Annotated in this window: 25 protein-coding genes and 1 tRNA gene; 7 read left to right on the forward strand and 19 right to left on the reverse strand. The window is 57.6% G+C overall.

Annotation, left to right across the window (positions count from 1 at the left end; all coding sequences use genetic code 11):
- Positions 1 to 32: 32 nt before the first annotated feature.
- On the reverse strand, positions 33 to 944 hold the full coding sequence (locus ABTW00_RS14465) for a LysR family transcriptional regulator (protein WP_433636136.1): 912 nt from the start codon (positions 942 to 944) through the stop codon (positions 33 to 35).
- A gap of 108 nt (positions 945 to 1,052) precedes the next feature.
- Between ABTW00_RS14465 and ABTW00_RS14470 the strand changes: the two genes are divergently transcribed.
- From ABTW00_RS14470 to ABTW00_RS14480, 3 genes are all read left to right on the forward strand, one after another.
- The gene (locus ABTW00_RS14470; RefSeq protein ID WP_065358455.1) at positions 1,053 to 1,913 is read left to right on the forward strand and encodes a pirin family protein; all 861 of its coding nucleotides are present in this window, start codon (positions 1,053 to 1,055) and stop codon (positions 1,911 to 1,913) included.
- A 19-nt stretch (positions 1,914 to 1,932) separates the two neighbouring features.
- Positions 1,933 to 2,610, forward strand: coding sequence for an isochorismatase family protein (locus tag ABTW00_RS14475; protein ID WP_065358454.1), 678 nt, complete (start codon positions 1,933 to 1,935; stop codon positions 2,608 to 2,610).
- A gap of 145 nt (positions 2,611 to 2,755) precedes the next feature.
- A tRNA-Ser gene (locus ABTW00_RS14480) sits at positions 2,756 to 2,843 on the forward strand.
- Positions 2,844 to 3,109: 266 nt separating this feature from the next.
- Here ABTW00_RS14480 and ABTW00_RS14485 read toward each other — a convergent pair.
- The 10 genes from ABTW00_RS14485 to putP form a co-directional block, all read right to left on the reverse strand.
- A complete protein-coding gene (locus ABTW00_RS14485; RefSeq protein ID WP_065356266.1) occupies positions 3,110 to 4,111 on the reverse strand; it encodes a methionine ABC transporter ATP-binding protein in 1,002 nt (333 codons plus the stop codon).
- Positions 4,112 to 4,121: 10 nt separating this feature from the next.
- Positions 4,122 to 4,895 carry a MetQ/NlpA family ABC transporter substrate-binding protein gene (locus tag ABTW00_RS14490; protein ID WP_064549000.1) on the reverse strand — a complete coding sequence of 258 codons (774 nt, stop codon included), beginning with the start codon at positions 4,893 to 4,895 and terminating at the stop codon, positions 4,122 to 4,124.
- 21 nt (positions 4,896 to 4,916) lie between these two features.
- Positions 4,917 to 5,582, reverse strand: a complete 666-nt coding sequence (locus ABTW00_RS14495) for a methionine ABC transporter permease (protein WP_271447860.1) — start codon at positions 5,580 to 5,582, stop codon at positions 4,917 to 4,919.
- Positions 5,583 to 5,590: 8 nt separating this feature from the next.
- Complete coding sequence (locus ABTW00_RS14500; RefSeq protein ID WP_433636139.1) at positions 5,591 to 6,814, reverse strand: SfnB family sulfur acquisition oxidoreductase; 1,224 nt, start codon at positions 6,812 to 6,814, stop codon at positions 5,591 to 5,593.
- A gap of 283 nt (positions 6,815 to 7,097) precedes the next feature.
- On the reverse strand, positions 7,098 to 7,886 hold the full coding sequence (gene phoH, locus ABTW00_RS14505) for a phosphate starvation-inducible protein PhoH (protein ID WP_064548999.1): 789 nt from the start codon (positions 7,884 to 7,886) through the stop codon (positions 7,098 to 7,100).
- 23 nt (positions 7,887 to 7,909) lie between these two features.
- Complete coding sequence (locus ABTW00_RS14510) at positions 7,910 to 8,164, reverse strand: hypothetical protein (protein ID WP_433636140.1); 255 nt, start codon at positions 8,162 to 8,164, stop codon at positions 7,910 to 7,912.
- A 379-nt stretch (positions 8,165 to 8,543) separates the two neighbouring features.
- Positions 8,544 to 9,818, reverse strand: a complete 1,275-nt coding sequence (efeB, locus tag ABTW00_RS14515) for an iron uptake transporter deferrochelatase/peroxidase subunit (RefSeq protein WP_433636141.1) — start codon at positions 9,816 to 9,818, stop codon at positions 8,544 to 8,546.
- 5 nt (positions 9,819 to 9,823) lie between these two features.
- Complete coding sequence (gene efeO / locus ABTW00_RS14520) at positions 9,824 to 10,951, reverse strand: iron uptake system protein EfeO (protein WP_433636143.1); 1,128 nt, start codon at positions 10,949 to 10,951, stop codon at positions 9,824 to 9,826.
- Positions 10,952 to 11,000: 49 nt separating this feature from the next.
- Positions 11,001 to 11,834 (reverse strand): iron uptake transporter permease EfeU, encoded by an 834-nt coding sequence (gene efeU, locus ABTW00_RS14525; RefSeq protein WP_064548992.1) that lies wholly within the window; start codon positions 11,832 to 11,834, stop codon positions 11,001 to 11,003.
- A 551-nt stretch (positions 11,835 to 12,385) separates the two neighbouring features.
- Positions 12,386 to 13,894, reverse strand: coding sequence for a sodium/proline symporter PutP (gene putP / locus ABTW00_RS14530; RefSeq protein WP_433636145.1), 1,509 nt, complete (start codon positions 13,892 to 13,894; stop codon positions 12,386 to 12,388).
- Positions 13,895 to 14,304: 410 nt separating this feature from the next.
- On the opposite strand from putP, the gene putA reads away from it, so the two are divergent.
- Entirely contained in the window at positions 14,305 to 18,267 is a 3,963-nt protein-coding gene (gene putA / locus ABTW00_RS14535) for a trifunctional transcriptional regulator/proline dehydrogenase/L-glutamate gamma-semialdehyde dehydrogenase (RefSeq protein ID WP_433636146.1), read from the forward strand.
- A gap of 125 nt (positions 18,268 to 18,392) precedes the next feature.
- On the opposite strand, the gene ABTW00_RS14540 is transcribed toward putA, so the two are convergent.
- Positions 18,393 to 19,733, reverse strand: a complete 1,341-nt coding sequence (locus ABTW00_RS14540; protein ID WP_065356257.1) for an MATE family efflux transporter — start codon at positions 19,731 to 19,733, stop codon at positions 18,393 to 18,395.
- 197 nt (positions 19,734 to 19,930) lie between these two features.
- On the opposite strand from ABTW00_RS14540, the gene ABTW00_RS14545 reads away from it, so the two are divergent.
- The gene (locus ABTW00_RS14545; RefSeq protein WP_065356366.1) at positions 19,931 to 20,326 is read left to right on the forward strand and encodes a lysozyme inhibitor LprI family protein; all 396 of its coding nucleotides are present in this window, start codon (positions 19,931 to 19,933) and stop codon (positions 20,324 to 20,326) included.
- On the opposite strand, the gene rutR is transcribed toward ABTW00_RS14545, so the two are convergent.
- From rutR to ABTW00_RS14560, 3 genes are all read right to left on the reverse strand, one after another.
- Positions 20,323 to 20,961, reverse strand: a complete 639-nt coding sequence (rutR, locus tag ABTW00_RS14550; protein WP_053390154.1) for an HTH-type transcriptional regulator RutR — start codon at positions 20,959 to 20,961, stop codon at positions 20,323 to 20,325. The two genes, ABTW00_RS14545 and rutR, sit on opposite strands and share 4 nt — an antisense overlap.
- Positions 20,962 to 21,078: 117 nt before the next feature.
- Positions 21,079 to 21,255: a general stress protein gene (locus ABTW00_RS14555; RefSeq protein WP_053390153.1), complete on the reverse strand. Its 177-nt coding sequence runs from the start codon at positions 21,253 to 21,255 to the stop codon at positions 21,079 to 21,081.
- Positions 21,256 to 21,504: 249 nt separating this feature from the next.
- Positions 21,505 to 21,807, reverse strand: a complete 303-nt coding sequence (locus ABTW00_RS14560; RefSeq protein WP_433636149.1) for a hypothetical protein — start codon at positions 21,805 to 21,807, stop codon at positions 21,505 to 21,507.
- A 286-nt stretch (positions 21,808 to 22,093) separates the two neighbouring features.
- Between ABTW00_RS14560 and wrbA the strand changes: the two genes are divergently transcribed.
- Both wrbA and ABTW00_RS14570 read left to right on the forward strand, forming a co-directional pair.
- Complete coding sequence (gene wrbA / locus ABTW00_RS14565) at positions 22,094 to 22,699, forward strand: NAD(P)H:quinone oxidoreductase (protein ID WP_433636150.1); 606 nt, start codon at positions 22,094 to 22,096, stop codon at positions 22,697 to 22,699.
- A gap of 16 nt (positions 22,700 to 22,715) precedes the next feature.
- Positions 22,716 to 22,943, forward strand: coding sequence for a YccJ family protein (locus tag ABTW00_RS14570; RefSeq protein ID WP_053390150.1), 228 nt, complete (start codon positions 22,716 to 22,718; stop codon positions 22,941 to 22,943).
- Positions 22,944 to 23,005: 62 nt separating this feature from the next.
- Here ABTW00_RS14570 and ABTW00_RS14575 read toward each other — a convergent pair whose 3' ends face one another.
- The 4 genes from ABTW00_RS14575 to ABTW00_RS14590 are packed head-to-tail and all read right to left on the reverse strand — an operon-like array spanning position 23,006 to position 26,108.
- A complete protein-coding gene (locus ABTW00_RS14575; RefSeq protein ID WP_064548976.1) occupies positions 23,006 to 23,689 on the reverse strand; it encodes an amino acid ABC transporter permease in 684 nt (227 codons plus the stop codon).
- Positions 23,679 to 24,461: an amino acid ABC transporter permease gene (locus ABTW00_RS14580; protein WP_433636152.1), complete on the reverse strand. Its 783-nt coding sequence runs from the start codon at positions 24,459 to 24,461 to the stop codon at positions 23,679 to 23,681. Before ABTW00_RS14580 ends, ABTW00_RS14575 begins: the two co-directional genes overlap by 11 nt.
- A complete protein-coding gene (locus ABTW00_RS14585; RefSeq protein ID WP_064548972.1) occupies positions 24,461 to 25,279 on the reverse strand; it encodes an amino acid ABC transporter ATP-binding protein in 819 nt (272 codons plus the stop codon). Before ABTW00_RS14585 ends, ABTW00_RS14580 begins: the two co-directional genes overlap by 1 nt.
- Before the next feature lies 1 nt (position 25,280).
- Entirely contained in the window at positions 25,281 to 26,108 is an 828-nt protein-coding gene (locus ABTW00_RS14590) for an ABC transporter substrate-binding protein (protein ID WP_053390146.1), read from the reverse strand.
- Positions 26,109 to 26,221: the final 113 nt, after the last annotated feature.

Below are 26,221 nucleotides of genomic sequence, written 5' to 3' on the forward strand. Positions count from 1 at the left end.
GAATACCCAGCAGGAGAAGCGGCATACGGGCATCATTCCTCAATCATCTGCGCATACTCTTCACTGAGAAAATCCACCAGCGCCCGTACGGCGGGCAGCAGCCCTCTACGTGAAGGAAACACCGCGTGAATCACCTCGCGTTTCGGTTCCCAGTCGTCCAGCACGCGAACCAGCGTCCCCGTTGCCAACTGCTCTCGCGCCATCAGGATCGGCAGTTGCACCACGCCAACCCCCGCAACGGCGGCTTCGCGCAGCGCCAGCATATCGCCAGTAATCAGGCGCGGCGTGAAATGGACCTCCGCTTTGGCCCCTTCCGGCCCACCGAGTGACCACTTATGAACATGCTTGCCGGCCGCCATACTTAGCCCCGGCCAACGGCTGAGTTCATCCGGCGAATGAGGTTTACCCAAGGTCGCCACCAGCGATGGGCTGGCCACCAGGCAGTGCCCGCGATCGGCGAGCACGCGCATCACCAGATCGCTATCGTCAAAGGGCCTCGGCCTAACGCGAATCGCCACATCGACCCCTTCCGCCACCAAATCAACCCGCCGATTGGTGGCTTCAAGCTGAATCTGTATACCGGGGTAGCGCATCATAAAGCGTGCCAGCATCGGCCCCACGTGGACATGCAGCAGAGTGACCGGGCAGGTCAACCTGACGCTCCCTCGCGGTTCAGCCTGGAGCACCGCAATCGCCTCCTGCGCCGCCTCCGCCTCAATCAACATCGCTTTACAATGTTGATAAAAAGTCTGGCCGACTTCGGTCACCGTAAACTGCCGGGTCGTCCGGTGAATCAAACGTACGCCAAGCTGCTCTTCGAGCTGGGCAATACGACGGCTCAGTTTTGATTTGGGGATATCCAGCGCCCTACCCGCCGCCGCGAAACCACCGTGATCGACCACGCGGACAAACCACGCGAAATCATTGAGATCCTGCATAGCCACTCCATTGTTCTATTTTTGCAACAGTGTAGGTCAATTTTGCCATCTACCGGGAATTTAATCCTGAATATAAGCTAATCCACATCAACGATCGCTCCCCTGGAGAAACAGATGAAAAAGATTACAGGTGTTTATACCGCGCCACGTCCGCACTGGGTGGGAGATGGCTTCCCGGTTCGTTCGCTCTTTTCGTATCAGTCGCACGGCGAGAGCCTGAGTCCATTTTTGCTGCTTGACTACGCCGGGCCGCACAGTTTCCCGGCAGATGGCGCAAAGCGCGGCGTCGGCGAACATCCGCACCGCGGTTTCGAGACGGTCACGATTGTCTACGCCGGTGAAGTGGAACACCGTGACTCCACCGGTAAAGGTGGGGTGATTGGTCCCGGCGACGTGCAGTGGATGACCGCAGGTGCGGGAATTTTGCATCAGGAATTCCACTCGGCGGCTTTTGCCAATCGCGGCGGCGAGCTGAAGATGATCCAACTGTGGGTCAACCTGCCAGCAAAAGACAAAATGACCGCACCGGGCTATCAGAGCATTGAAGCCGCGTCGATTCCGACGGTAGCGCTGCCGGATGACAGCGGCTCGCTACGAGTCATCGCCGGGCGTTATCTCGACGCCGAAGGCCCGGCCAGCACGTTCTCGCCGCTGAACGTCTGGGATATGCAGCTCAGGCAGGATAAAGAGATCGTCTTTACACAGCCCGATGGCTGGAGCACCGCGCTGGTGGTGCTGGAAGGTAGCGTCACGGTCAACGGTGAAAGCACCGTACAGGAAGCGCAGCTGGTGGTGCTCAGCCACCAGGGAGAGCGTGTGAATCTGCATGCCAGCAGCGATGCAAAAGTGCTGGTACTGGCTGGCGAACCGATTAATGAACCGATTGTTGGCTACGGCCCTTTCGTAATGAACAGTCAAACCGAAATCGCTGAAGCTGTACGCGATTTTAACTCCGGCCGCTTTGGTCAAATTTGAAACAACAGAGGTGAAAGGAATGTCTACTCCCGCAAATTTCAACGGTGCACGTCCGGTTATTGATGTGAATGATACCGCTATGCTGTTAATTGATCATCAGAGCGGTCTGTTCCAGACGGTTGGCGATATGCCAATGCCCGAGCTGCGCGCACGCGCCGCGGCGCTGGCGAAGATGGCCACGCTGGCTGGACTCCCGGTGATCACCACCGCTTCCGTGCCACAAGGGCCAAACGGCCCTTTGATCCCGGAAATCCATGAAAATGCGCCGCACGCGCAGTACATCGCGCGTAAAGGCGAAATCAACGCCTGGGATAACCCAGAGTTTGTCGCCGCGGTGAAGGCGACCGGGCGTAAAACGTTGATTATCGCAGGGACGATTACCAGCGTCTGCATGGCATTCCCGGCCATTGCCGCCGTCGCGGACGGCTATAAGGTGTTCGCGGTGATCGATGCCTCTGGCACCTACAGCAAAATGGCGCAGGAAATCACCCTCGCCCGCGTGGTGCAGGCCGGTGTCGTACCGATGGATACCGCAGCCGTCGCTTCCGAGCTCCAGCGCACCTGGAACCGTCCGGACGCCGCCGAATGGGCCGAGATTTACACCAAAGTCTTCCCGGCGTATCAGTTGCTGATTGAGAGCTACGCGAAAGCGCAGGATGTGGTGAAGAATAGCGAACAGCTTGATTCCCAGCGCTAATCGCCACTCCCCCGTCGTTTTTTGCGGGGGAGTGCTCAATGCTTAACCGAACGGAATAGAATGCATAAATTATGCTTGACCGTTTTAGGTCAACTCCCTATAGTAGCGCCCCGTTGACCACCTACGGTGAGCAGCAAAACAATATGGTGAGGTGTCCGAGTGGCTGAAGGAGCACGCCTGGAAAGTGTGTATACGGCAACGTATCGGGGGTTCGAATCCCCCCCTCACCGCCATATTCGAGAAAGAGCTCGTACGAAAGTACGGGCTTTTTTTTTTCGCATATTGCACGCCTGCGGGGGGATGAGAACCCCCGACCGGGGTTCGACAACTGGCGCAGCCAGTTGGACAGACCGCGAACGCAGTGAGTGGGCTGCCCCGCAGGGGCGAGCGAAGCGAGTCAATCCCCCCCTCACCGCCATATTCGAGAAAGAGCTCGTACGCAAGTACGGGCTTTTTTTTCGCATATTGCACGCCTGCCGAAGGAATGCCCCCGAACAGGCTATATCACAGCGACTCTATCGGCAACCTGTGCCGCCAGACGGAGAGATTCCGCCGTTAGCGGCGTCTCAACGCGTATTCGTAACTGCCCGACAATCCGTCCCTGTATCGCTTCGCAGTTGCTGTAGATCAGCTGTGTGCTACCGCCAAAAACGCTTACAATCTGCTGTAAATCAGGTTCCCGTCCATGAACGCCATTAAAATGCAGCGTCACCAGCTGCTGGCCGGTGGTTACTAATTCACGATTTTCTTCCCGCCCATGATGCAACGTTCGCAGCATCCCGCGAGTAACCTCATGCTGCGGATCGCCAAAGACGCGCCACACCTCGCCTTGTTCAATAATGCTTCCCTTTTCAATCACCGCAACCCGATCGCATAACGTGCGAATCACATCCATTTCATGGGTAATGAGGATAATGGTCAGCCCCAGGCGCTGGTTAATCTCTTTAAGTAAACTCAACACCGCCAGAGTGTTCTCCGGGTCAAGCGCCGAAGTCGCCTCGTCGCACAGCAGGATCTCCGGCTGGGTAACCAGCGCACGGGCAATGCCGGTACGCTGCTTTTGCCCGCCTGACAACCGCGCGGGCCAGCTGTCACGCAAGGCTTCCAATCCCACTAATCGTAAAATATCGTCCACTCTCCGGCGACGTTCAGCGGCAGGAATCCCGGCCATTCTCAGCGGCAGCTCGACATTCTCCGCCACTGTCTTCGTCGACATCAGATTGAAATGTTGAAAGATCATCGCCACACGACGGCGCAGATCCCGTAGCTGCCCTCGCCCATCCCCGCGAATGGGCACGCCATGAATCGCGATCTCTCCGCGATCGGCGCTTTCCAGACGGTTAAACAAGCGCAACAGCGTTGATTTCCCCGCGCCGCTGCGCCCGATAATGCCGAACACTTCTCCGGCGTGGATATCCAGACTGATATCGTCCAGCGCCTGCACGCCGTTAGCGTAGGTTTTGCTGATGCCCTGCAGGCGAATATGCGGATGTTGCGTCATAGCCACTCTCCTAGAAACCGGGGGCGATCTTTCCCTGATACTTCGTCAGAATGAACTGGCGAACCGCATCGGAGTTGAGCGCTTTGGCCAGTTTCTGGATACCGGGGTCGTTAATGTTATCCGGGCGCGCGACGAGGTATTCGATATACAGGCTTTTGCCTTTCTCGACGATCAGCGCTTTATCAGTATCAATACCGGCCTCCAGCGCGTAATTGGCGAAAATAAACGCCAGATCCACCTGACTCACCGCCCGGGCCAGCATGGCACCTTCCAGCGGGCGAATCTTGAAGTGGTGCGGGTTGGCGGTGATATCCTTCTGTGTTGATTGCGGATCCTCCGGATGTTTCAACGTAATCAGCCCCGCCTCGCTCAGCAGCACCAACGCCCGCCCGGTATTGACCGGATCGTTAGGAATGGCAATGGTCGCCCCCTCCGGCAACTCGCTAAGACTTTTGTATTTCGTCGAATAAGCACCAAACGGCTCGATATGCACGCCGACCACCGGAACCAGATTGGTGTGGCGGCTCTTGTTGTAATCATCAAGGAACGGGCGATACTGGTAGTAGTTGGCATCCAGATTTTTTTCCGCCAGTTGCTGATTCGGCTGGATAAAGTCGTTAAAGACCTTCACCTGCAAATCAACGCCCTCCTTTGCTAGCGTCGGCTTCACAAACTCCAGAATTTCGGCATGCGGCACCGGCGTCGCGCCCACCACCAGCGTTTCGTTTGCGGCGGCAGAAAGGGAAAACAGCGCCAGCAACCCGGCAATCATCGTCTTTTTCATCATCTCACCCTGTCGGTATGGTTATTTTCGACTCATGCGGCGCACCAGGCGGTCGCCGCTCATTTGTAATATCTGCACCAGCGCAATCAGCAGGACGACCGTGACCGCCATGACGTCCGTCTGAAAACGCTGGTAGCCAAAGCGAATGGCGAGATCACCCAGCCCGCCGCCGCCAATCACCCCCGCCATGGAGGTGTAATCCACCAGCACAATCGCCGTGACGGTCACGGCGGCAATCAGACCCGAGCGTGATTCCGGCAGCAGCGTGTACCAAATAAGCTGCCAGGTATTGCCGCCCATCGCCCAGTTGGCTTCCACCAGCCCGTGATCGACCTCGCGTAGCGATGTCTCGACCAGACGTGCAAAGAACGGCGCGCAGCCCGCCACCAGCGGCGGTATCGTGCCCTGAACGCCCAGCGACGTTCCGGTAATCAGCGTGGTGAAGGGAATCATCACAATCAGCAAAATAATGAACGGTAGAGAACGCATCACGTTCACCAGCAACGACAGCACGCGATGCAGCAATGGTGCATACAGCAGGCGCGGCTGTCCGGTCAGATACAGCAGAATGCCCAGCGGCAAACCGATCAGGATGGTAAAACCGAGCGCCCAGCCCAGCATGGTTAACGTATCGACTCCGGCTTCGGTCACGTCCCCCCAGTCAATCTCAGCGAGAAAAGCGAGCATGATCTCTCCTAGTTCCAGTCGTGACGCGCCGGAGCCTTGCCGTTGAGAACCCAGTTGCCAAGCAGGTGGTATTTCCAGCGCACAGGATCGTGCAGCGTGTGCACGCGGCCATTACGCCAGTGGCGATCGAAGTTGTAGCGTGGATGGGTTGAACGCGTTCCCCCCAGCTCAAACAGCCGTGAAGCGGCCTCCAGCGCGGCTTCGGTGGTAAAGATTTTGGCGCGCGCCACGGCGAGCGAAGCCAGCGCCACCGTCTCTTCGCTCAAATGATGCTTATAACGGTCCAGTACCTTTCCGGCCTGCTCCAACAGCGCTTCCGCAGCGGCAATGCGGCTGTCGAGCACGCCAATCTGGTAAATGGTCAACGGATCGTCGCCCGCGCGTTCCACGCCGGCATCAATCCACGGACGAGCATATTGATTCACAAAACTGACGGTGTCGTTCAGCGCCGCACGGGCGATTCCGGCGTCAATCGCCGCCGTGGTTAGCTGCGCAAACGGCCCGGCAAGAGTCGGTGTGTCGTACGATTTCCAGCTCGCCACCAGATTGAACGGCTCAACCGGCAGATTGTCGACCAGCACCGTGCCGCTCGAGGTTGTGCGTTGCCCCAGACATGCCCAGTCGTTAACCACCGTCAGCCCCGGCGTGCGGCGCGGCACAAACGCCAGCTGCGCTCGCCCCTCTTCGTCTAACGCCAGCACGCCCAGCCAGTGCGCATACAGAGAACCGGTGCAATAACCTTTACGTCCGTTGATACGCAGCCCTTCTGCCGTGCGGGTCAATCGGGTCTGGATATCCTGCACCGTCTTGCCGCCGGTTTCCGACAGCGCGTTGGCAAAACGGTGGCCGCTGAGCGCCAGTTCAAAGAAAAAGCGTCGCTGTTCATCACTGCCCTGCAGGCGAATATCTTCCAGCAGGCAGTAATGGTTTTGCGGGATTTGTCCCAGCGCCGGATCCGCCGCGGAGATAATCGCAATGACCGCCGCCAGCGTGGCAGCCGACACCTCCGCGCCGCCATATTCACGCGGAATGGTGATGCCCCACAGCCCACTGTTGGAAAAGGTGTCCACTACCTCTGACGGCACAACGCCGCTGAGGTCGCGTTCCGCGGCGCCGGGCTGCAAATACGCGGCAATTTCATGGGCAATACTGATGGCTTCCTCATCGCTGGTGATGCGATAAGCATGAGGGGGGTGTTGAATATAATCTGGGGTATCCTGGGTTACTGGCATAGCATCATCTCTTCGATATTATCCGCGCGTGCCAACACAATTATCCGCTTGATATTTGTACATATCCTTTTCTGGAATGAATTATCGTGTCTTTACGCTGTTAAGTTATATCTATTGATAGCAAGCTTTGTGCCAGCATCGATGGTCATATATTTCAATGAATTAGAGAGTGTGGGTGCCATCTGCGGTGTGAAATGCAACTGGCTTGCGCCGCGGCTGTCGCATTTGCAACAGCCATAAACAACAAAGCCCGGTTTCCCGGGCTTTGCAGACGTGACAACGGTTAGTAGTAGGCTTTCAGCGTACGCTGGCACAGCGCCGAACGTACGCAATCCTCTTTGGTGAATCGAACGATCCCGATCATCTCATCTTCTTCAAAACGCTCCAGCGCATCGCTAAGGCCAGACTGAACGCCGCGCGGCAGGTCACACTGGGTGATATCCCCGTTCACGATAACCGTGACGTTCTCCCCGAGGCGGGTTAAAAACATCTTCATTTGTGCCGCCGTGACGTTCTGGGCCTCGTCCAGAATCACCACCGCATTTTCAAATGTTCGTCCGCGCATATAGGCGAACGGCGCGATCTCTACCTTACCAATTTCCGGGCGCAGGCAATATTGCATAAAGGAGGCACCCAGTCGTTTCACCAGCACGTCGTAGACGGGGCGGAAATACGGGGCGAATTTCTCCGAGATGTCGCCGGGCAGGAACCCCAGGTCTTCATCAGCCTGAAGAACGGGGCGCGTCACGATAATCTTCTCGACGTCCTTGTGGATGAGCGCCTCCGCGGCTTTCGCCGCGCTGATCCAGGTCTTGCCGCAGCCCGCTTCGCCGGTGGCGAAGATCAGCTGCTTACTCTCGATAGCATTCAGGTAGTGGGCCTGAGCGTCATTGCGGGCCGCAATCGGCGAGTGGTCACGGGTATCCCGCGCCATGCCTATCGCTTCCACACCACTCATCTGCACAAGCGAGGTGACCGATTCTTCTTCACGTTGTTTATGACTGCGTGAATCCCGTCTCAGCACACGTTTTGCTTCGCGACGAGCTTTGATCACTGCTTTTTGTCTTCCCATGGATAGCACCTTGAGTTGTTAGTTTACATCACACGCGCTAACGGCAGCGCGATTATGCGCACGAACGTCTGAGGTTTGGCTTCCTTGTAAGCCATAGCAACTGCCTGTCGAAATGACGCCAACGCACGGCTACGCGCACCGCGCATCAGGTCGGGAACTGCGAGTTGAATTTGATACAGGAGAAAATTTGAGGTGACGAAATCGCTGCCGGAGATGGGGCCTCCGCGCTGGATGGTGCGGGCTGTTGGTCTGTTGAGTCCAGTCAAGGACGCTACCATTCGCGATCTCCATAGTGAAACGGAAACTACCGCTTTATTTATTATTACATCTAAAACAACCAAAGATGCAACATGATATTTACATAAATTCAACGATAGATGACAGAGATAGCATCTGACACTTATATGACAGTTTTATATCAATCAGGGAGAAAATGGAAAAAAAGGACTGATTTTTGGCGATATTTTGACATTTGGGGGGAATCCTGGGGCGCTTGCGCTCGCCAGGGCGACAAATGTGTGCCGTACATTGCCGGATGGCGGCGAAAACGCCTTATCCGGCCTACAAACACAAACCCGGCGTCGCGATGTGCGGCCGGGCGACAAATGTGCATCGAACGATGTAGCCCGGCCAAGCGAAGCGCCGCCGGGACTGCACTCAGGCCTGCAACAATGTACTCCCCAGATAGCTCTGTTCCGACGCCACCCCCGGCAGCACAAAGAAATACCCGCCGCCAATCGGCTTTACATACTCCTCCAGCGCCTCACCGTTCAAACGCTTCTGCACCGTCAGGAACCCTTTCTCGAGATCGTGCTGGTAGCAGACAAACAGCAGCCCCATATCCAGTTGACCCGAGTTGGTGACCCCCAGCGAATAGCTATAGCCGCGACGCATCATCAGGCTCGACTGCGTCTCTTTAGTACGCGGGTTAGCGAGACGAATGTGGCTATCCAGCGCTATCACCTCACCGTGCGGATCGCGGCTGTAGTCCGGCACATCGTGCTCGTTGCGCATCCCCAGCGGCGCGCCGCTGTGCTTGTCACGGCCAAAGATCGTCTGCTGCTCTTTGAGCGGCGTGCGATCCCAGAACTCAACGTGGAACTGGATGATGCGCACCGCCTGGTACGAACCGCCCTTTGCCCACGCGGGCTCATCCTGATCGCCGGTTACCCACACCACCTCATCCATCAGCGGCTTATCGTGGCTGTCCGGGTTGGCGGTACCGTCTTTAAAGCCCAGCAGGTTCACCGGCGTCTCTTTACCCTTGCTGCGCGCGGCGTGGTCGGAGATAAACCCTTCCCGCTTCCAGCGCACGCTCAGCAGATCCGGCGTGTGCTTAATAATATCGCGCAGCGCATGGATCACCGTGTCCTGAGTATTGGCACAAATCTGCAGCAGCAGATCGCCATGGCACAGCGCCGCGTCCAGCGAATCGTTGGGGAAGCGCACCATTTTTTGCAGCTTCTTCGGCGCCTTATCGGCCAGGCCAAAGCGGCTGTCAAACAGCGAGTGTCCAACCGACACCGTCATGGTCAGGTTATCCGGGGCAATAAATGCCCCGAGAATGCCAGAATCCATCGGCGGCAGTCGCGGGTTCGGCGTATCCGGTGCGGGGCCGCCCTTCGTGAGAAAGGCAATACGGTCGGTCAGCAGACGAAACAGGCGCTCAAGATCGGCCTTATCCGCCGCCAGCACATCAAACGCCACCAGCATCATCGACGCCTGCTGCGGCGTCAGCACGCCCGCCTGATGCTCGCCGTAAAACGGCTGCGTCTCCATGCGGCTATTAGCCACCGGCGCGTCGCTGCCCTTCGCCGCATGCGCTACCGGGCAGCCGCCGGAAATCGCCAGCGCGCCACCCAGCGCGCCGATCCCTTTTAATAAACGACGACGTGAAGGTTCATTCAGCTCGTCTGCGTAGTGCTTTGCCATCGTACTTAGTCCAGTCCCAGAATCCCACGCAGCTGCGCCAGATCTTCCGCCAGCGTGGTGATCGGCCCTTTCAGCGCATTACGGTCCGCATCGGTCAGCTTATCGTAGGTTTCAAAACCGTCTTTGGTACGATATTTGCCGAGGATACCGTCCACTTTCTTGAAGTTGGCGTCAACTTTTGCCAGCAGCGCGCTGTTTTCTTTTTGCAGCTGTGGACGCAGCAGGTCAACAATCTTCTGCGCGCCGTCGATGTTGGCCTGGAAGTCCCACAGATCGGTATGGCTGTAGCGGTCTTCTTCACCGCTGATTTTGCTCGCCGCCACTTCCTCAATCAGGCCAGCCGCGCCGCCCACCACTTTTGACGGCGGGAAGGCCAGCTCGTCGATGCGTTTTTGCAGCTCCAGCACATCGCTGTTCAGCTGGTCGGCATAGTGCTCCATCCCTTTGGTGCTGTTATCACCAAACAGCGCTTTTTCCAGACGGTGGAAACCGGTGAATTTCGGATCCGCCGCTTTCTGCTCGTAATCGTCTTCACGGGCATCAATACTGCCGTCCAGGTCGGAAAATAGTTCGGCGATCGGCTCAATACGCTCGTAGTGCTGGCGCGTCGGCGCATACAGGGATTTCGCTTTTTCGATATCGCCCGCTTTCACCGCATCGGTAAAGGCTTTGGTGCCCTGCACCAGCGCGGCGGTTTCCGCCGTCACATAGGTTTTATAGGCGGTGATAGCGTCGTTGAGGCTCAGCAACGCGTTGGTTTTCGCCGCATCTTTGGTGGCTTCGCCTTTCACGATCAGCTTGCCTTTCGGGTTGGTCAGCAGGCCGCAGGTCATGTCATATTCGCCCGGCTGCAGGTTGGCGGTCATCTTCTGAGTGAAGCCCGGCGCGATATTTTCGCGCTCTTCCACCACCATCACCCCTTTGAGGATCTCCCACTCCAGCGCCTTCTGGCTGTGGTTCTGAATGATAAACTGGGTTTTACCGGCGTTCACGGTGATGGACATCGGTTCGCACTGCTTGTCATTGACGGTGACTTTAACCTGCGGAATATCCGCAGCCTGCGCCATAAAAGCGGATGAGAAAAGCGCAGCAATACCCAACTGCAACGCGCTGCGGTGGAAGTTCTTAGTCATGGTCCATCCCTTTCAAAAGTATGTTGTCACTAAGCAACCGTTATCAGCCTTACGGGGCGATACGTGATGTTGAAGTCGTTACGCGCGGCGGCCAGAAGAACAGCGCCAGCGCCGGAATCAGATACAGGAAATAGACCGCCACTTCGCTAACGCTCGGCGCTTCCTGATAACCAAAGATGCCTTCCAGCAGGGTGCCAAAAAGCGAATGCGTGGTTAGGGTGCCGCTGAGATCGAAGGCGACGTCCTGGAAAGCGTTCCACAGACCAGCCTCGTGGAAAGCGCGAATGGCTCCCGCAGCCAGCCCTGCAGCCACCAGAAGAATAAAAAGGCTGGTCCAACGGAAGAAGACGCCAAGGTTGAGGCGAATGCCGCCCCAATACAGCAGAAAGCCCAGCACTATCGCCGTCGCCAGCCCCAGCATCGCGCCTAACGGCGGCCAGATGCCGAGATCCTGCTGGAAAGCTGCCAACAGGAAGAAGACCGACTCCAGCCCTTCGCGCGCCACGGCGAAAAAGACCATCATAATCAGCGCCCAACCGTGGTTGTTGCCCTTCTGCAACGCGTTATCCACCGCCAGCTCAAGCTGCTGTTTAACGTTGCGCGACACTTTGCGCATCCAGAACACCATCCACGTCAGAATCACGACCGCCACTACGGCCACCAGCCCTTCAAACAGCTCCTGCTCCTTTTGCGGGAACTCGCCGGTAGTCTCGTTGATAAAGATGCCTAACCCTAAGCACAGCGCGGCGGCCAGAATCACGCCAATCCACATTACCCCAATCCAGCGACCGCGCTGGGTACGTTTCAGATAGCTGGCAATCAGGCTGACAATCAGCGCCGCTTCCAGCCCTTCGCGCAACATGATGAGAAAAGGAACAAACATGCAAACACCCTTAAATGTGAAACGCCGTCAACTTTTGCAAAGACAGGTAAATGTGAGTGATAGTGATTATCATTAAGCAAAAAGGAAACACAAGCGAAATATGATGGAAATGATGACGAGATGTAAAAGAATAGCGGGGATATAGTTGCGTTAATTATCACTAGCGCGCTATAGCAATACGCATAAAAAAACCTGCGAGGCCGCGGGTTTATGTAGGCCTGATACGCGTAGCGCCATCAGGCAGCTCGGGGCAGATTGCCGGATGGCGGCGTGAACGCCTTATCCGGCCTACCGCGCTATAGCAATACGCGTAAAAAAAACCGCGAAGCCGCGGGTTTATGTAGGCCTGATAAGCGTAGCGCCATCAGGCAGTTCGGGGTAGATTGCCGGATGGCGGCGTGAACGCCTTATCCGGCCTACCGCGCTATAGCAATGCGCGTAAAAAACCCGCGAAGCCGCGGGTTTATGTAGGCCTGATAAGCGCAGCGCCATCAGGCAGTTCGGGGTAGATTGCCGGATGGCGGCGTGAACGCTTTATCCGGCCTACAACCTTACTGTACCTGTAAACGCGACGGCGGCGCAGAGTGGTAATGCGCGTCCGCTTTGGCGAAGCGCTCCTGCATACTGGCCGACGGCGCTTTACCCAGCAGGCTGAACAGCACGATGCCAACGCTGCCGAAGATAAAGCCCGGGATAATTTCGTACAGGCCCAGCCAGCCGAACTGTTTCCAGACGATAACGGTAGCGGCACCGATGATCATCCCCGCCAGCGCGCCGTTGCGCGTCATGCGTGACCACATGACCGAGAACAGTACCACCGGCCCGAACGCCGCGCCAAAGCCAGCCCACGCGTAGCTCACCAGGCCCAGCACGCGGTTTTCCGGATTAGCAGCCAGCGCAATCGCTACCAGCGCTACCACCAGCACCATCAGACGCCCTACCCACACCAGCTCTTTCTGGCTGGCGTTTTTGCGCAGGAATGCCTTGTACAGATCTTCGGTAATCGCGCTTGAACAAACCAGCAGCTGACAGCTCAGCGTCGACATCACCGCCGCCAGAATGGCCGACAGCAGAATACCGGCAATCCACGGGTTAAACAGAATCTGCGCCAGCTCAATGAACACGCGCTCGGCGTTCTGGCTGACCGGGCCTGCCAGCGCAGGGTTGTTCTGGAAGTAGGCAATGCCGAAGAAACCGACCGCCACCGCGCCTGCAAGGCACAGGATCATCCAGGTCATACTGATACGACGAGCATGCACGATGCTGTGGTGGGAGTCCGCAGCCATAAAGCGCGCCAGGATATGCGGCTGACCAAAGTAACCCAGCCCCCAGCCCATCAGCGAAACAATCGCCACGAAATTCAGCCCTTTGAGCATATCCACGTTCTCAATGCTCTTTTGCTTAATCACTTCCAGCGAATCACCCAGCCCGCCCACGGCAAAGATCACGATAACCGGCGTCAGGATCAGGGCAAAAATCATCAGGCTCGCCTGCACGGTATCGGTCCAGCTCACCGCGAGGAAACCGCCGATAAAGGTGTAGAGAATCGTCGCCGCCGCGCCGGCCCACAGTGCGGTTTCATAGCTCATGCCGAAGGTGCTCTCGAACAGGCGAGCGCCGGCCACAATCCCGGAGGCACAGTAAATGGTGAAGAACAGCAGAATCACCAGCGCGGAGATGATCCGCAGTACGCGGCTGTTATCTTCGAAGCGACCGGTGAAATAGTCCGGCAGGGTTAAGGCGTTGTTGTTGGCTTCGGTGTGCACGCGCAGACGCCCGGCCACCAGTTTCCAGTTGATCCACGCGCCCAGCGTCAGGCCGATGGCGATCCAGCTCTCTGAAATCCCGGCGATAAAAATCGCTCCCGGCAGGCCCATCAGCAGCCAGCCGCTCATATCAGAGGCTCCCGCAGAAAGCGCGGTCACGAAGGGGCCGAGACTGCGACCGCCGAGAATATAGTCGTCAAAGTTTTTGGTGTTGCGCCATGCAAAAAAGCCAATGAGGATCATGCCAAAAATATAGACAAGAAAGGTCACCAGCATCGGTGTGCTTATAGTCATTCAACTCTCCAGAATTATGCGTCGGCAACATTCCCATTTGCCGTTTTTATCATTGCCGGAACGAGGCAATAATTTGAAGCGACCGTATCCTGACGGAAGCCGAATTTTTTCACAAACGATTTAACACCGCATTTACATTGAATGCACCAGGGCAGCGATAGCATTTTTCTATAGGTTGCACTCCCTCACGCTTTTTCGGGTTGCACCAAAAATAACTGTTAACCAGCGCATAAAATCACGCCTCACCGCGTAGGGCGAACCGCCTTTATCATAAGTTTTGCCATTAACAATTAATTCATTTTTAAGCCTGCAACGGGCGTCACATTTAACATGGTTGCACAAAGTTGCAACATAGTGGATATTCCTGTTACGCAAAATAATATGACAACCGAGCAACAGGAGTAGATGGCATGGGCACCACCACCATGGGGGTTAAGCTGGATGACGCAACGCGTGAGCGAATTAAGAGTGCGGCGACCCGAATCGACCGTACCCCTCACTGGCTGATCAAGCAGGCAATTTTCAATTATCTGGAAAAGCTGGAAAACGATGAGGTCCTGCCGGAGCTACCTGCTCTGCTGTCCGGCGCCGCCAACGAAAGTGATGAAACGGCTCACGCGGCGGACGAGAACCATCAGCCGTTCCTCGAATTTGCCGAGCAAATCCTGCCCCAGTCGGTGAGCCGCGCCGCGATCACCGCCGCCTGGCGTCGCAGCGAAACCGACGCCGTGCCGATGCTGCTGGAACAGGCCCGTCTGCCGCAACCAATCGCCGAGCAGGCGCATCAGCTGGCGTGGAAGCTGGCGGAAAAACTGCGCAACCAGAAGACCGCCAGCGGCCGTGCGGGCATGGTGCAAAGCCTGCTGCAAGAGTTCTCCCTCTCCTCTCAGGAAGGCGTGGCGCTGATGTGTCTGGCGGAAGCGCTGCTGCGTATTCCGGATAAAGCCACCCGCGATGCGCTGATTCGCGACAAAATCAGCAACGGCAACTGGCAGTCACACATTGGCCGCAGCCCGTCGCTGTTCGTCAACGCTGCAACCTGGGGTCTGCTGTTTACCGGCAAGCTGGTCTCTACCCACAATGAAACCAGCCTCTCGCGCTCGCTGAACCGCATTATCGGCAAGAGCGGCGAGCCGCTGGTGCGCAAAGGCGTGGATATGGCGATGCGCCTGATGGGCGAGCAGTTCGTGACCGGTGAAACCATCGCCGAAGCGCTGGCTAACGCCCGCAAGCTGGAAGAGAAAGGCTTCCGCTACTCCTACGATATGCTCGGCGAAGCCGCGCTGACCGCCGCCGACGCTCAGGCCTATATGGTCTCTTATCAGCAGGCGATTCACGCCATTGGCAAAGCCTCCAACGGTCGCGGCATCTATGAAGGCCCGGGCATTTCCATCAAGCTCTCCGCCCTGCATCCTCGCTACAGCCGCGCGCAGTATGACCGCGTGATGGATGAGCTCTACCCGCGTCTGAAGTCGCTGACGCTGCTGGCGCGTCAGTACGATATCGGCATTAACATCGACGCCGAAGAGGCCGATCGTCTGGAGATCTCCCTCGATCTGCTGGAAAAACTGTGCTTTGAACCGGAGCTGGCGGGCTGGAACGGCATTGGCTTCGTCATCCAGGCTTACCAGAAGCGCTGCCCGTTCGTTATTGATTATCTGATAGACCTCGCCACCCGCAGCCGTCGCCGCCTGATGATCCGTCTGGTGAAAGGCGCCTACTGGGATAGCGAAATCAAACGCGCGCAGATGGACGGCCTTGAAGGCTACCCGGTCTACACCCGCAAGGTCTACACCGACGTCTCCTATCTGGCCTGCGCCAAAAAGCTGCTCGGCGTACCGAACCTGATCTACCCGCAGTTTGCCACCCATAACGCCCACACCCTGGCGGCGATTTATCAGCTGGCCGGCAACAACTATTATCCTGGTCAGTACGAGTTCCAGTGCCTGCACGGTATGGGCGAACCGCTGTACGAACAGGTGGTCGGTAAAGTGGCCGATGGCAAGCTGAACCGCCCGTGCCGTATCTACGCGCCGGTCGGCACGCACGAAACGCTGCTGGCCTATCTGGTCCGCCGTCTGCTGGAAAACGGCGCCAATACCTCCTTCGTTAACCGCATCGCCGACCACAACCTGCCGCTGGACGAACTGGTTGCCGACCCGGTGCTGGCCGTTGAGAAAATGGCCCTGCAAGAAGGGACGCCCGGCCTGCCGCATCCGAAAATCCCGCTGCCGCGCGATCTCTACGGTAAAGGGCGCATTAACTCAGCCGGTCTGGATATCGCCAACGAACACCGCCTGGCGTCGCTCTCCTCCTCGCTGCTCAACAGCGCGCTGCACAAGTGGACGGCCAAACCGATGCTGGAGCACCCGGTTGCCGATGGGGATATGACGCCGGTGATTAACCCGGCGGAACCGAAAGACATTGTCGGTTACGTGCGTGAAGCCAGCGAGCAGGAAGTGGAACAGGCGCTGGAAAGCGCGGTCAACAACGCGCCAATCTGGTTCGCAACGCCGCCGCAGGAGCGCGCCGCCATTCTGGAACGCGCCGCCGTACTGATGGAAGATCAGATGCAGCCGTTGATGGGCATCCTGGTGCGTGAAGCTGGGAAAACCTTCAGCAACGCGATCGCTGAAGTACGCGAGGCCGTGGACTTCCTGCACTACTATGCCGGTCAGGTGCGTGACGATTTTGATAATGAAACCCACCGTCCGTTAGGCCCGGTGGTCTGTATCAGCCCGTGGAACTTCCCGCTGGCTATCTTTATGGGTCAGGTGGCCGCCGCGCTGGCCGCGGGCAACAGCGTGCTGGCAAAACCCGCCGAGCAAACGCCGCTGATTGCCGCGCAGGGTATCGCGCTGCTGCTGGAAGCAGGCGTGCCGGCTGGCGTCGTCCAACTACTGCCGGGCCGCGGTGAAACGGTCGGCGCGCAGCTGACCGCCGATGCCCGCGTGCGCGGCGTGATGTTCACCGGCTCCACCGACGTAGCCAGCCTGCTGCAACGCAATATCGCCACCCGCCTGGACGCACAGGGTCGCCCGACGCCGCTTATCGCCGAAACCGGCGGCATGAACGCGATGATCGTCGACTCCTCCGCCCTCACCGAGCAGGTGGTGGTTGACGTGGTTGCCTCGGCGTTCGACAGCGCCGGACAGCGCTGCTCGGCGCTGCGTATTCTGTGTTTGCAGGATGATGTTGCGGACCACACCCTGACCATGCTGCGCGGCGCGATGGCCGAGTGCCGGATGGGCAACCCGGGCCGTCTGACCACCGACATTGGGCCGGTTATCGATGCCGAAGCGAAAGCCAATATTGAGCAGCACATTCAGGCGATGCGCGCCAAGGGGCGTACGGTATTCCAGGCCGCGCGTGAGAACGCCGAAGACAGCCGCGAATGGCAGAGCGGAACCTTTATTCCGCCGACGCTTATCGAACTGGAAAGCTTCGACGAGCTGAAAAAAGAGGTCTTTGGCCCGGTACTGCACGTCGTGCGCTACAGCCGTAACCAGTTGGAAACGCTCATTGAACAGATTAACGCTTCCGGCTACGGCCTGACGCTGGGCGTGCATACACGTATTGATGAAACCATCGCCCAGGTCACCGGCAGCGCCAAAGTCGGCAACCTGTACGTCAACCGGAATATGGTCGGCGCAGTGGTTGGCGTGCAGCCGTTCGGCGGTGAAGGGCTTTCCGGCACCGGTCCGAAAGCGGGCGGCCCGATGTATCTGTACCGCCTGCTGGCCAGCCGTCCGGAAACGGCGCTCGCCACCACGCTGGCGCGTCAGGATACCGGTCAGGTTGTCGATAGTCAGTTAAAAACGCTGCTGGAAAAACCGTTGCTCGCGTTGCAGGAATGGATGACGGACCGCCCGGAACTGCTGGCGCTGAGCAAACAGTACCGCGAACTGGCGCAGGCCGGAACCCAGCGCGTGCTGCCGGGGCCGACCGGCGAACGCAACACCTGGACGCTGGTGCCGCGCGAGCGCGTGCTGTGCGTCGCGGATAACGAATCGGATCTGCTGACCCAACTGGCGGCGGTGATGGCGGTAGGCAGCGAAGTGCTTTGGCCGGACGCGCCGTTGCAGCGCGAACTGGCGAAAACGCTGCCGAAAGCCGTCACCGAGCGTCTGCACTTTGCCAAACCAGAAGCGCTAATGAACGCGTTCTTTGATGCGGCAATCTACCACGGCGACTCCGACCAGCTGCGCGAACTGTGTGAGCAGATTGCGGCGCGCGACGGCGCGATTGTTTCGGTTCAGGGCTTCGCGCGCGGGGAAACTAACCTGCTGCTGGAGCGTCTGTATCATGAACGCTCGCTCAGCGTGAACACCGCGGCAGCAGGCGGCAACGCCAGCCTGATGACGATTGGTTAATAAGAAGTTCAAACCGGCGGTTGCCTTATTTGTAGGCCGGATAAAGCGTTTACGCTGCCATCGGCGATGTGCACGCATCGCCTGATGGCGCTACGCTTATCAGGCCTACCCGGCCTGAACGACCATTAAAAAACGGACTTCGTCGTCCACACCCGGCTGCGCCAGCGACGATACATCAGCATCGCCCGCAGCCCTTCATCAATAATGTAGGCCAGCCACACCCCCACCAGCCCCAGGCCAATATAAACGCCCAGCAGATATGAGAACGGCAGGCTGACAACCCACATCACAATAATGCCGCAGATAAACGGGAAGCGAACGTCGCCGGTCGCGTTAAGGCTGCTGATCACAATGATATTGGTCGCACGCCCAAGCTCGAGCAAAATAGACAGCATAAACAGCTTTTTGGTCAGGGCGATAACCTGCTGGTTAGGCGTAAAGAGCTGCATGATCGGCTCGGCCAGCAAAAAGATAGCCAGGCTGAGAGAAAAAGCCACCAGCAGCCCCAGCCGCCAGCTTTTAATGCCCTGCCGGTAGGCAGACTCAATTTCCCTCGCCCCCACCGCGCGACCAATAATAATCTGCGAGGCCTGGCCTATCGACATCGCAAACAGCGCCACGAACTGGCTGATGGTTGACGCATACACTTTGGTGGTCAGCGCCTCGGTGCCGAGAAAGGCGATAATCGCGGTCACCACCAGCTGCGACCCGGCGTAGGAGAGGTTCTCCCCGGCTGACGGCAGGCCAAAGCGCAGAATGGCCCCCAGCATTTTGCGCGAGCACTGTCGCAGCTTCTGCCAGCGAAACACGTAGCCGATGTATTTTTTCAGCATCCACGCCGACATCAGCATACCGATGACGTTGGCAATGCACACCGCGATCCCGACGCCGGTAACGCCCAGCCCAAGAAAGCTGAGTTTGCCGTAGAGAAACAGGTAGTTAAATACCACGTTCACCACGCTGACGGTAATCGGCACCAGCATCGCCTGACGCACAAAGCCGTGGGTACGCAGAATAGGTAAGATTGACGAATACAGCGCGATAATCACCGAAATACCGCCGATGATGCGGATAAACGGCGAACCGACCACCACCAGCTCATCGCTTAGCCCGAGCATCCGCAGGAAGGCATCGCCAAACAGCACAAACACCAGACTCATCGCGACGCCGATCAGAAACGCCACGACCAGCCCATTAGTGATCACCCGCTCTATGCGCCGAAAACGCTTCGCGCCCAGCAGCTGCGCCACCACGATCTGCACGCCAACGGTGAGAAAACCGTAGAAGATCACCGAAATAGCGAGGATCTGGTTAGCGACGCCGGTGGCGGCAACCGCCTCATCCGAATAGTGCCCTAACATAAAGACGCTGACGTAGCCGAGCATCAATCGCAGCAGCTGCTCGACAAATATTGGCCATGCCAGAGTAAAAAGCCCCAGCCGAACCTGACTTTCCGTGCCCGTCATCGCTGACGCTCTCCCTTTTTCAGTCTACACACTCACCCAACGCGGGATGATCAACCTTCTACACCAAAGGCGTCTATCCGAACATTGCGCTCGCCTTCAAAATCAGAAAAACGCACGGTGGTTGGAGGAGATTCCGGGTTAAAATCGTGTTATATCCTGAGCCTATGCTCTGTATGAACACCTTTGGGAGTTATCGAATGAAACGTGCATTAACCGCTCTCGCCCTGCTGCTAACCAGCAGTTACGCACTGGCAGATGCGTGCGACAGCGCCAACACGCAGGCCGAGCTGAACAGCTGCAGCGCCGGGCAATATCAGGCCGCAGATAAGAAGCTGAATCAAACCTGGCAGGATGTGCTCAAGCGCGCGGAACCCGCGCAGCGCGACTTACTCAAGAAGGCCCAGAGCGCGTGGATTGCCCTACGCGACGCGGACTGCGCGTTTATCAGCTCCAGCAGCCAGGGTGGCAGCGTACAGCCGATGGTCAACAATCAGTGCCTGACGGATAAAACCAACGAACGTGAAGCGTTTCTCGCCTCGCTGCTGCAATGTGAAGAGGGCGACCTGAGCTGCCCGCTGCCGCCGGCCAGCTAGCGTACGCGAATACCGTCGATGATAATCCGCTGGACGTTTTCGACGGTCTGCTGGAAGAACGCCTCGTCGCGCAGCGTTTTCCCGGTGACCGCCTCCACCTGAGTGGCAAAATCGGCATAGTGCTGGGTGGTCGCCCAAATCATAAAAATCAGATGATGGGGGTCGATGGGCGCCAATTTTCCGCTCTTCACCCACGCCGCGATAATCGCCGATTTATCGGCCACCAGCGTTTTTAAATCGCCGGTCAGTTCATCCATCACCAACGGCGCGCCCTGCAGCATCTCCAGACAGAACAGCTTCGACGCCTGCGGATAATCCCGCGACACTTCAAGCTTGAGACGAATGTATTCGCTAATGGCAACCAGCGGTGCCAGATCTTCGCGAAAAGCACGCAGCGGTGCCAGCCAGATATCGAGGATCTGCTGCATCACGGCAACGTACAGCGCTTCTTTTGACGGGAAATAGTAGAGCAGATTGGTTTTTGACACCCCGGCCAGCTCGGCAACCTGATCGAGACGCGTGCCGTGGATCCCATACTGGGAAAAGGTGTTCAGCGCGGCGGTGAGAATAGCCTGCTTTTTGGCGCTAACCGCCTGAGAACGTTTGCCGCTTTTCTTTACTGCATTCAGAGCCATACGCCCTCTCCTTGTGATTTTCTCCTATTTTGCGGCTAGCAAGGGCCGGCTTCAACCGGAAAAAGAAACCGCCGGTAAAACCGGCGGTTAGGTGAGAAACCATAACGTCATGCGCCGTTAGGTGCCGCGATGACTACCATGGCTGTTTTTCCCGCCTTTTTTGCCCGCTTCCGAGGCGCGCTGGGGATCGTTTTTAAAGTTCCCGCCGCTATGCTGGCCCCCCTTACGACCTGCTTCTGATGCTCTTTCCCGGTCTTCAGCGAAGTTACCTGAACCGCCGCGATGGTTTGCCATTACTGACCTCCAGTTGAGAGAACGACATCGTGCATTACGTAGATAAAAAGCGTAATCACCCGCGATCTAACGCGGTAGTCATAAGCATAGTCGCCGTAGCGGTATGAAACGGCAGCTGGTCATATTTTGACATATCTGCCGTCAGGTTTTGCCTGCTGACGTCAGGGGGTTCCCCTAATCAACTCTGATCATGAGAGAAAATCGCCAACACAAAAATGTGACATTATGCGTCAGCCGCACATCGTGAGGTTACTTCAGCACGCCCACATAGCTGCCGTCTTTCATCAGCCTGACTTTGCCGGTGCGCTTGTGAAATACCAACCGGTACGGCCCCTGAATATAGACGTCAGCATCGGCGTTATATTCCGCTTTCTCTGCTGCCTCACCGTTCACCGTCACCCGATCGCCCTGCCGGGTCACCGTCACGCCGAAACCCTGATAAATTTGCCTGCAGGCCATCTGCGCGTCCTGCGAGACCGCCGGGGCGGATGCCAGCGAACCCGCCAGCAGGCTCGCGCCCATCATGACTGCCGCCACTGTCCGTTTATTCATGCGCCTACCATTATGTGTTGCCAACCAGCGCACATTCTCCGGGAATGTCGCGCAGAAATTGTTGATAACAATCAACCGAATAAATAGTTAATGCTCAATATTATTTATCATAGTTATTAGTAAGTTACTGTTTTCATGCCCAGCAGGTGCTGCCTCCGTTTAAAAAACAGGCAATCGCCGTTGTTAACGCGAGAAATTGCTGGCGTGATGCAGCGAATCCGTCAGCACGGGCTATGCTTAATGAAGCTTGTTACGTAACCAACGAATTTGACACAGGAGAGTTAAGATGAGTGGAAAAGCAAGTGTTCTGGTGCTCTATTATTCCATGTACGGACACATTGAAACGATGGCTAAAGCCGTCGCGGAAGGCGCAAATAAAGTGGACGGCGTCGATGTCGTCAGCAAGCGCGTACCGGAAACCATGCAAGCAGAAGCGTTCGCCAAAGCGGGCGGCAAAGCGCAGGCCGTTCCGGTCGCCACGCCGCAGGAGCTGGCCGATTACGACGCCATTATCTTCGGTACGCCAACCCGATTCGGCAACATGGCCGGACAAATGCGCACCTTCCTCGATCAGACCGGCGGCCTGTGGGCATCCGGCGCGCTGTACGGCAAACTGGCCAGCGTATTTAGCTCAACCGGTACCGGCGGCGGTCAGGAACAAACCATTACCTCCACCTGGACTACGCTTGCCCACCACGGTATGGTGATTGTACCGATCGGTTATGCGGCGCAAGAACTGTTTGATATCTCGCAGGTTCGCGGCGGTACGCCGTATGGCGCCACGACCATTGCCGGCGGCGACGGCTCACGTCAGCCAAGCCAGGAAGAGTTGTCGATTGCCCGTTATCAGGGCGAATATGTCGCTGGCCTGGCCGTTAAACTCAAAGGCTAATTAAGGGAGAAGAGAGATGCCCACACAAGAAGGCAAAGCACATCATATTGGTGAATGGGCGAGCTTACGTAATACCTCGCCGGAAATTGCCGAAGCGATTTTTGAACTTGCAAAATATGACGAGAAAGTCGCGGAAAAAATTTGGGAAGAAGGCAGCGATGCCGTTCTTGAGCTGGCCTTTCGCAAGACAGACAAAGATGCGCTGTTCTGGGGCGAGCAAACTATTGAACGTAAGAACGTTTAATTCGGGCCTGGCCAAATAACATCCCAGCCCGGCGGAGCATCACGCGACGCCGGGCTGTTTTTTTATACCGCCACTCGCCGCTGCCAGCGCTTCGCCACCCTTTCCAGCCCAAAGCAGAGCAGATAGTAGACCACGCCAATAAAGACAAAAATGGCCGTCGGGTAGATTTGTACGCGGTTATTCACCTGCCCGGCCACCGTCGTCAGCTCCGGGACGTTGACGATAAACGCCAGCGAGGTGTCTTTCAGCAGGCTAATGAAAATCCCCACCAGCGACGGCAGCACGTTGCGCAGCGTTTGCGGCAACAGAATTAACCGCAGGCTCTGCCCGGCGCTAAATCCCTGAGTGAGTGCAGCTTCATACTGCCCCTTCGGCAACGCCTGCAGCCCTGCCAGCACCGAGTGCATCACCGATGCCGCGGTAAACCAGGCCAGCGCTAACGTCACCGTAACCGCGCCGGGTAAATCGCTGCCGGTCAGCATCGGCAGCAGGTACCATAGCCAAAAGATAACGAAAATCAGCGGAATACCGCGAATAATCTCCGCCCACAGGTACAGTAAACGCCGCGTGATGCCGGAGAATCGCCATGCCGCACAGGCCAGCAAAACGCCCCCCGGCAGCGCCAGAGCGCCCGCCCCCAACGCCATCATCAGCGTCAGCGCCACACCGCCCGGTTCGCCGTCGGCGAGCCGTCCCCACAGCAGATAGTCGAGGTTATCGACGATCACCGCCAGATTAGCGTTCATGTTGAATGCCTCCCTGCACGCCCATAACCCGACGTCGCCGCTTCGCCTGACCCACCGGCTTTGGCCCCAGGCGGCTTAATAACAGCCCCAGCACCACGCCGGTAAACAGGTACAACACGGTGCCCACGGCAAATGCCTCCAGCGCATGCGCGTTGTAGCTCTCTATCTGTCGAACCTGGTAGGTCAGCTCGGCAAAACCAATACCGCTTGCCAGCGATGAAAGCTTCATCAGGTTAAGATATTGGCCGACCACCGGCTGCCAGGCGTTCGCCAGCCCCTGCGGCAACAGGATGTGGCGCAACAGCCCGGCGGTGGAAAAACCCTGCGCCAGCGCCGCTTCCCGCTGCCCGTTCGGTACGCTTTGCAGCCCCGCCGCCACTTCCTCAATCAGAAACGCCGAGGTAAAGACGCCAAGCCCCCATGCCGAGCAGAGAAATTCCGGCGTCAGCCACCAGACGTCGCCGGGCAGAATTGACCAGTCATGCGGATCGTTAACAAAATCCCGTATCCCCTGCGGCAAAAAGTTCCATGCCGCGAAGTACCAGAACAGCAGCTGTACCAGCAGCGGCGTATTGCGGAACAGCGACACCCAGCAGCTGGTAATGCCTTGCCCCAGCCGACCGCCCGCCAGCCGCAGCAGCAAAAACAGCGTCGCCAGTACGCTTGCCAGCACAATTCCCGCAAGGGAAACCCACAGCGTGGTGAGAAAGCCCGAAATAATCCATTGCAGCGGCTGCCCGCTAAGCACCCCGTGCCAGTCGAAATGACTCATCACGCCGTCCGCTCCTGATGCAGCGGATCCAGCACCTTCTGTAGAAAACGTACCGCACGAGGATGCTGTGGCCGGGCGAAAAACGCCGCTGGCGGCGCCACTTCCAGCACGTCGCCGCCGTCGATAAACACCACTCTATCGGCGATTTCGCGGGCAAACTGCATCTCGTGAGTCACCACAATCATGGTGATACCGCTGTGGGCCAGCGACTGCATCACATGCAGCACTTCGCCAATCATTTCCGGATCCAGCGCCGAGGTCGGTTCATCAAACAGGATAATCTGCGGCGACGAGGCCAGCGCCCGGGCGATCGCCACCCGCTGCTGCTGCCCGCCCGACAGCTGCGAAGGCATAGCGTCCGCTTTTTCCGCCAGCCCCACCTGCTGCAATAGCGCCAGCGCCCGCTGATGCGCATCGCTGCGCGTCCAGCCGTGAACCGACTCCAGCGCCAGCATAATGTTTTGCGCCGCCGTCAGGTGGGCATAAAGATTGAACTGCTGAAAGACAAAACCAATGCGGCTACGCAGCTGGCGCAGCGCCCGGCCGTTGAGCTGGCGGGTGGGTTTGCCGTCCACCAGAATCTCGCCGCCGCTCAGGCTTTCAAGCTGGTTGATAAGACGAATCAGCGTCGACTTTCCCGAGCCGGAAGGCCCAAGGATCGCCACCACTTCGCCGGGATTAATCGTCAAATCGATGCCGTTCAGCACGCGATGACTGCCGTATTCTTTCACCACCTGGCGGAACTCCACGCTGGCGTTCTGCAGATGTGAAAAATCCGCGGCCTTCGCCGCGGAACGAGAGAGTAAAGCCGACAACATATTATTTTGCTTCTATGGTAAAGGAACGCGGCTGCGGTGCTTTGGTGGAAGGACCAAACCAGACATCATAAATTTTGGCTGCCTCGCCGGATTTCTCCAGCGCCACCAGCTCGTCGTTCACCGCCTTCAGCAGCGCCGGCTCCCCTTTTTTCACGCCGACGCCGATCTCTTCTTTACTCAGCAGATCCGGCAGGATTTTGAATTTCGCTTTATCTGGCGCTTCGCCCAGCAGGCCCGCCAGAATGGTGCTGTCCTGGGTAATCGCCTGCACGTTGCCGTTGCGCAGCGCGGTCAGTGCCAGCGGAATGTCGTCATAGGAGAGCACGCGCGCCTGCGGGAAGCGCTGATGCAGCGTTTGCTCGCCGGTCGTACCCTTCACCGCGCCAATGCGCGATTTGCTGTAATCGTCGAGTTTGTCACCGCTGCTCGCTGGCACGAGGAACTGCTGACCGGTGACGAAGTACGGCGTGGAGAAATCAATCACCTGCGCGCGCTCCGGCGTGATGGTGATATCAGCCACGATCAGATCCGCTTTGCCAGACTGCAACAGCGGAATGCGGTTCGCCGGGTTGGTTGCCACCAGCTCCAGCTTCACGCCCAGCGATTTCGCCAGCGCTTTCGCGAAATCAACGTCATAGCCCACCAGTTCATGGGTTTTGGCATCCACCGAGCCAAACGGCGGGTTCGCGTCAAAGGTGGCGACTTTCACCACCCCTTTCGCCTTAATATCCGCCAGCTGATCGGCCTGAGCGGTAAAGGTCGTGAAGCTGGCCGCCACCAGGCCGGTCACGATCGCGAGCTGTGCAACTGTCTGTTTTGTCTTTGCCATAATCTTTCTGGATACCCCTGTTTTTGTATTGTCTTTTTACGCTCCCACACCGCCTTCATCGGCACAAATAACGATTCGCTATGGCTTATAACAAAATATCCTTTCCCGAAAGT

The organism is Kluyvera georgiana (assembly GCF_050990895.1).
Classification (GTDB): Bacteria; Pseudomonadota; Gammaproteobacteria; order Enterobacterales; family Enterobacteriaceae; genus Kluyvera; species Kluyvera georgiana.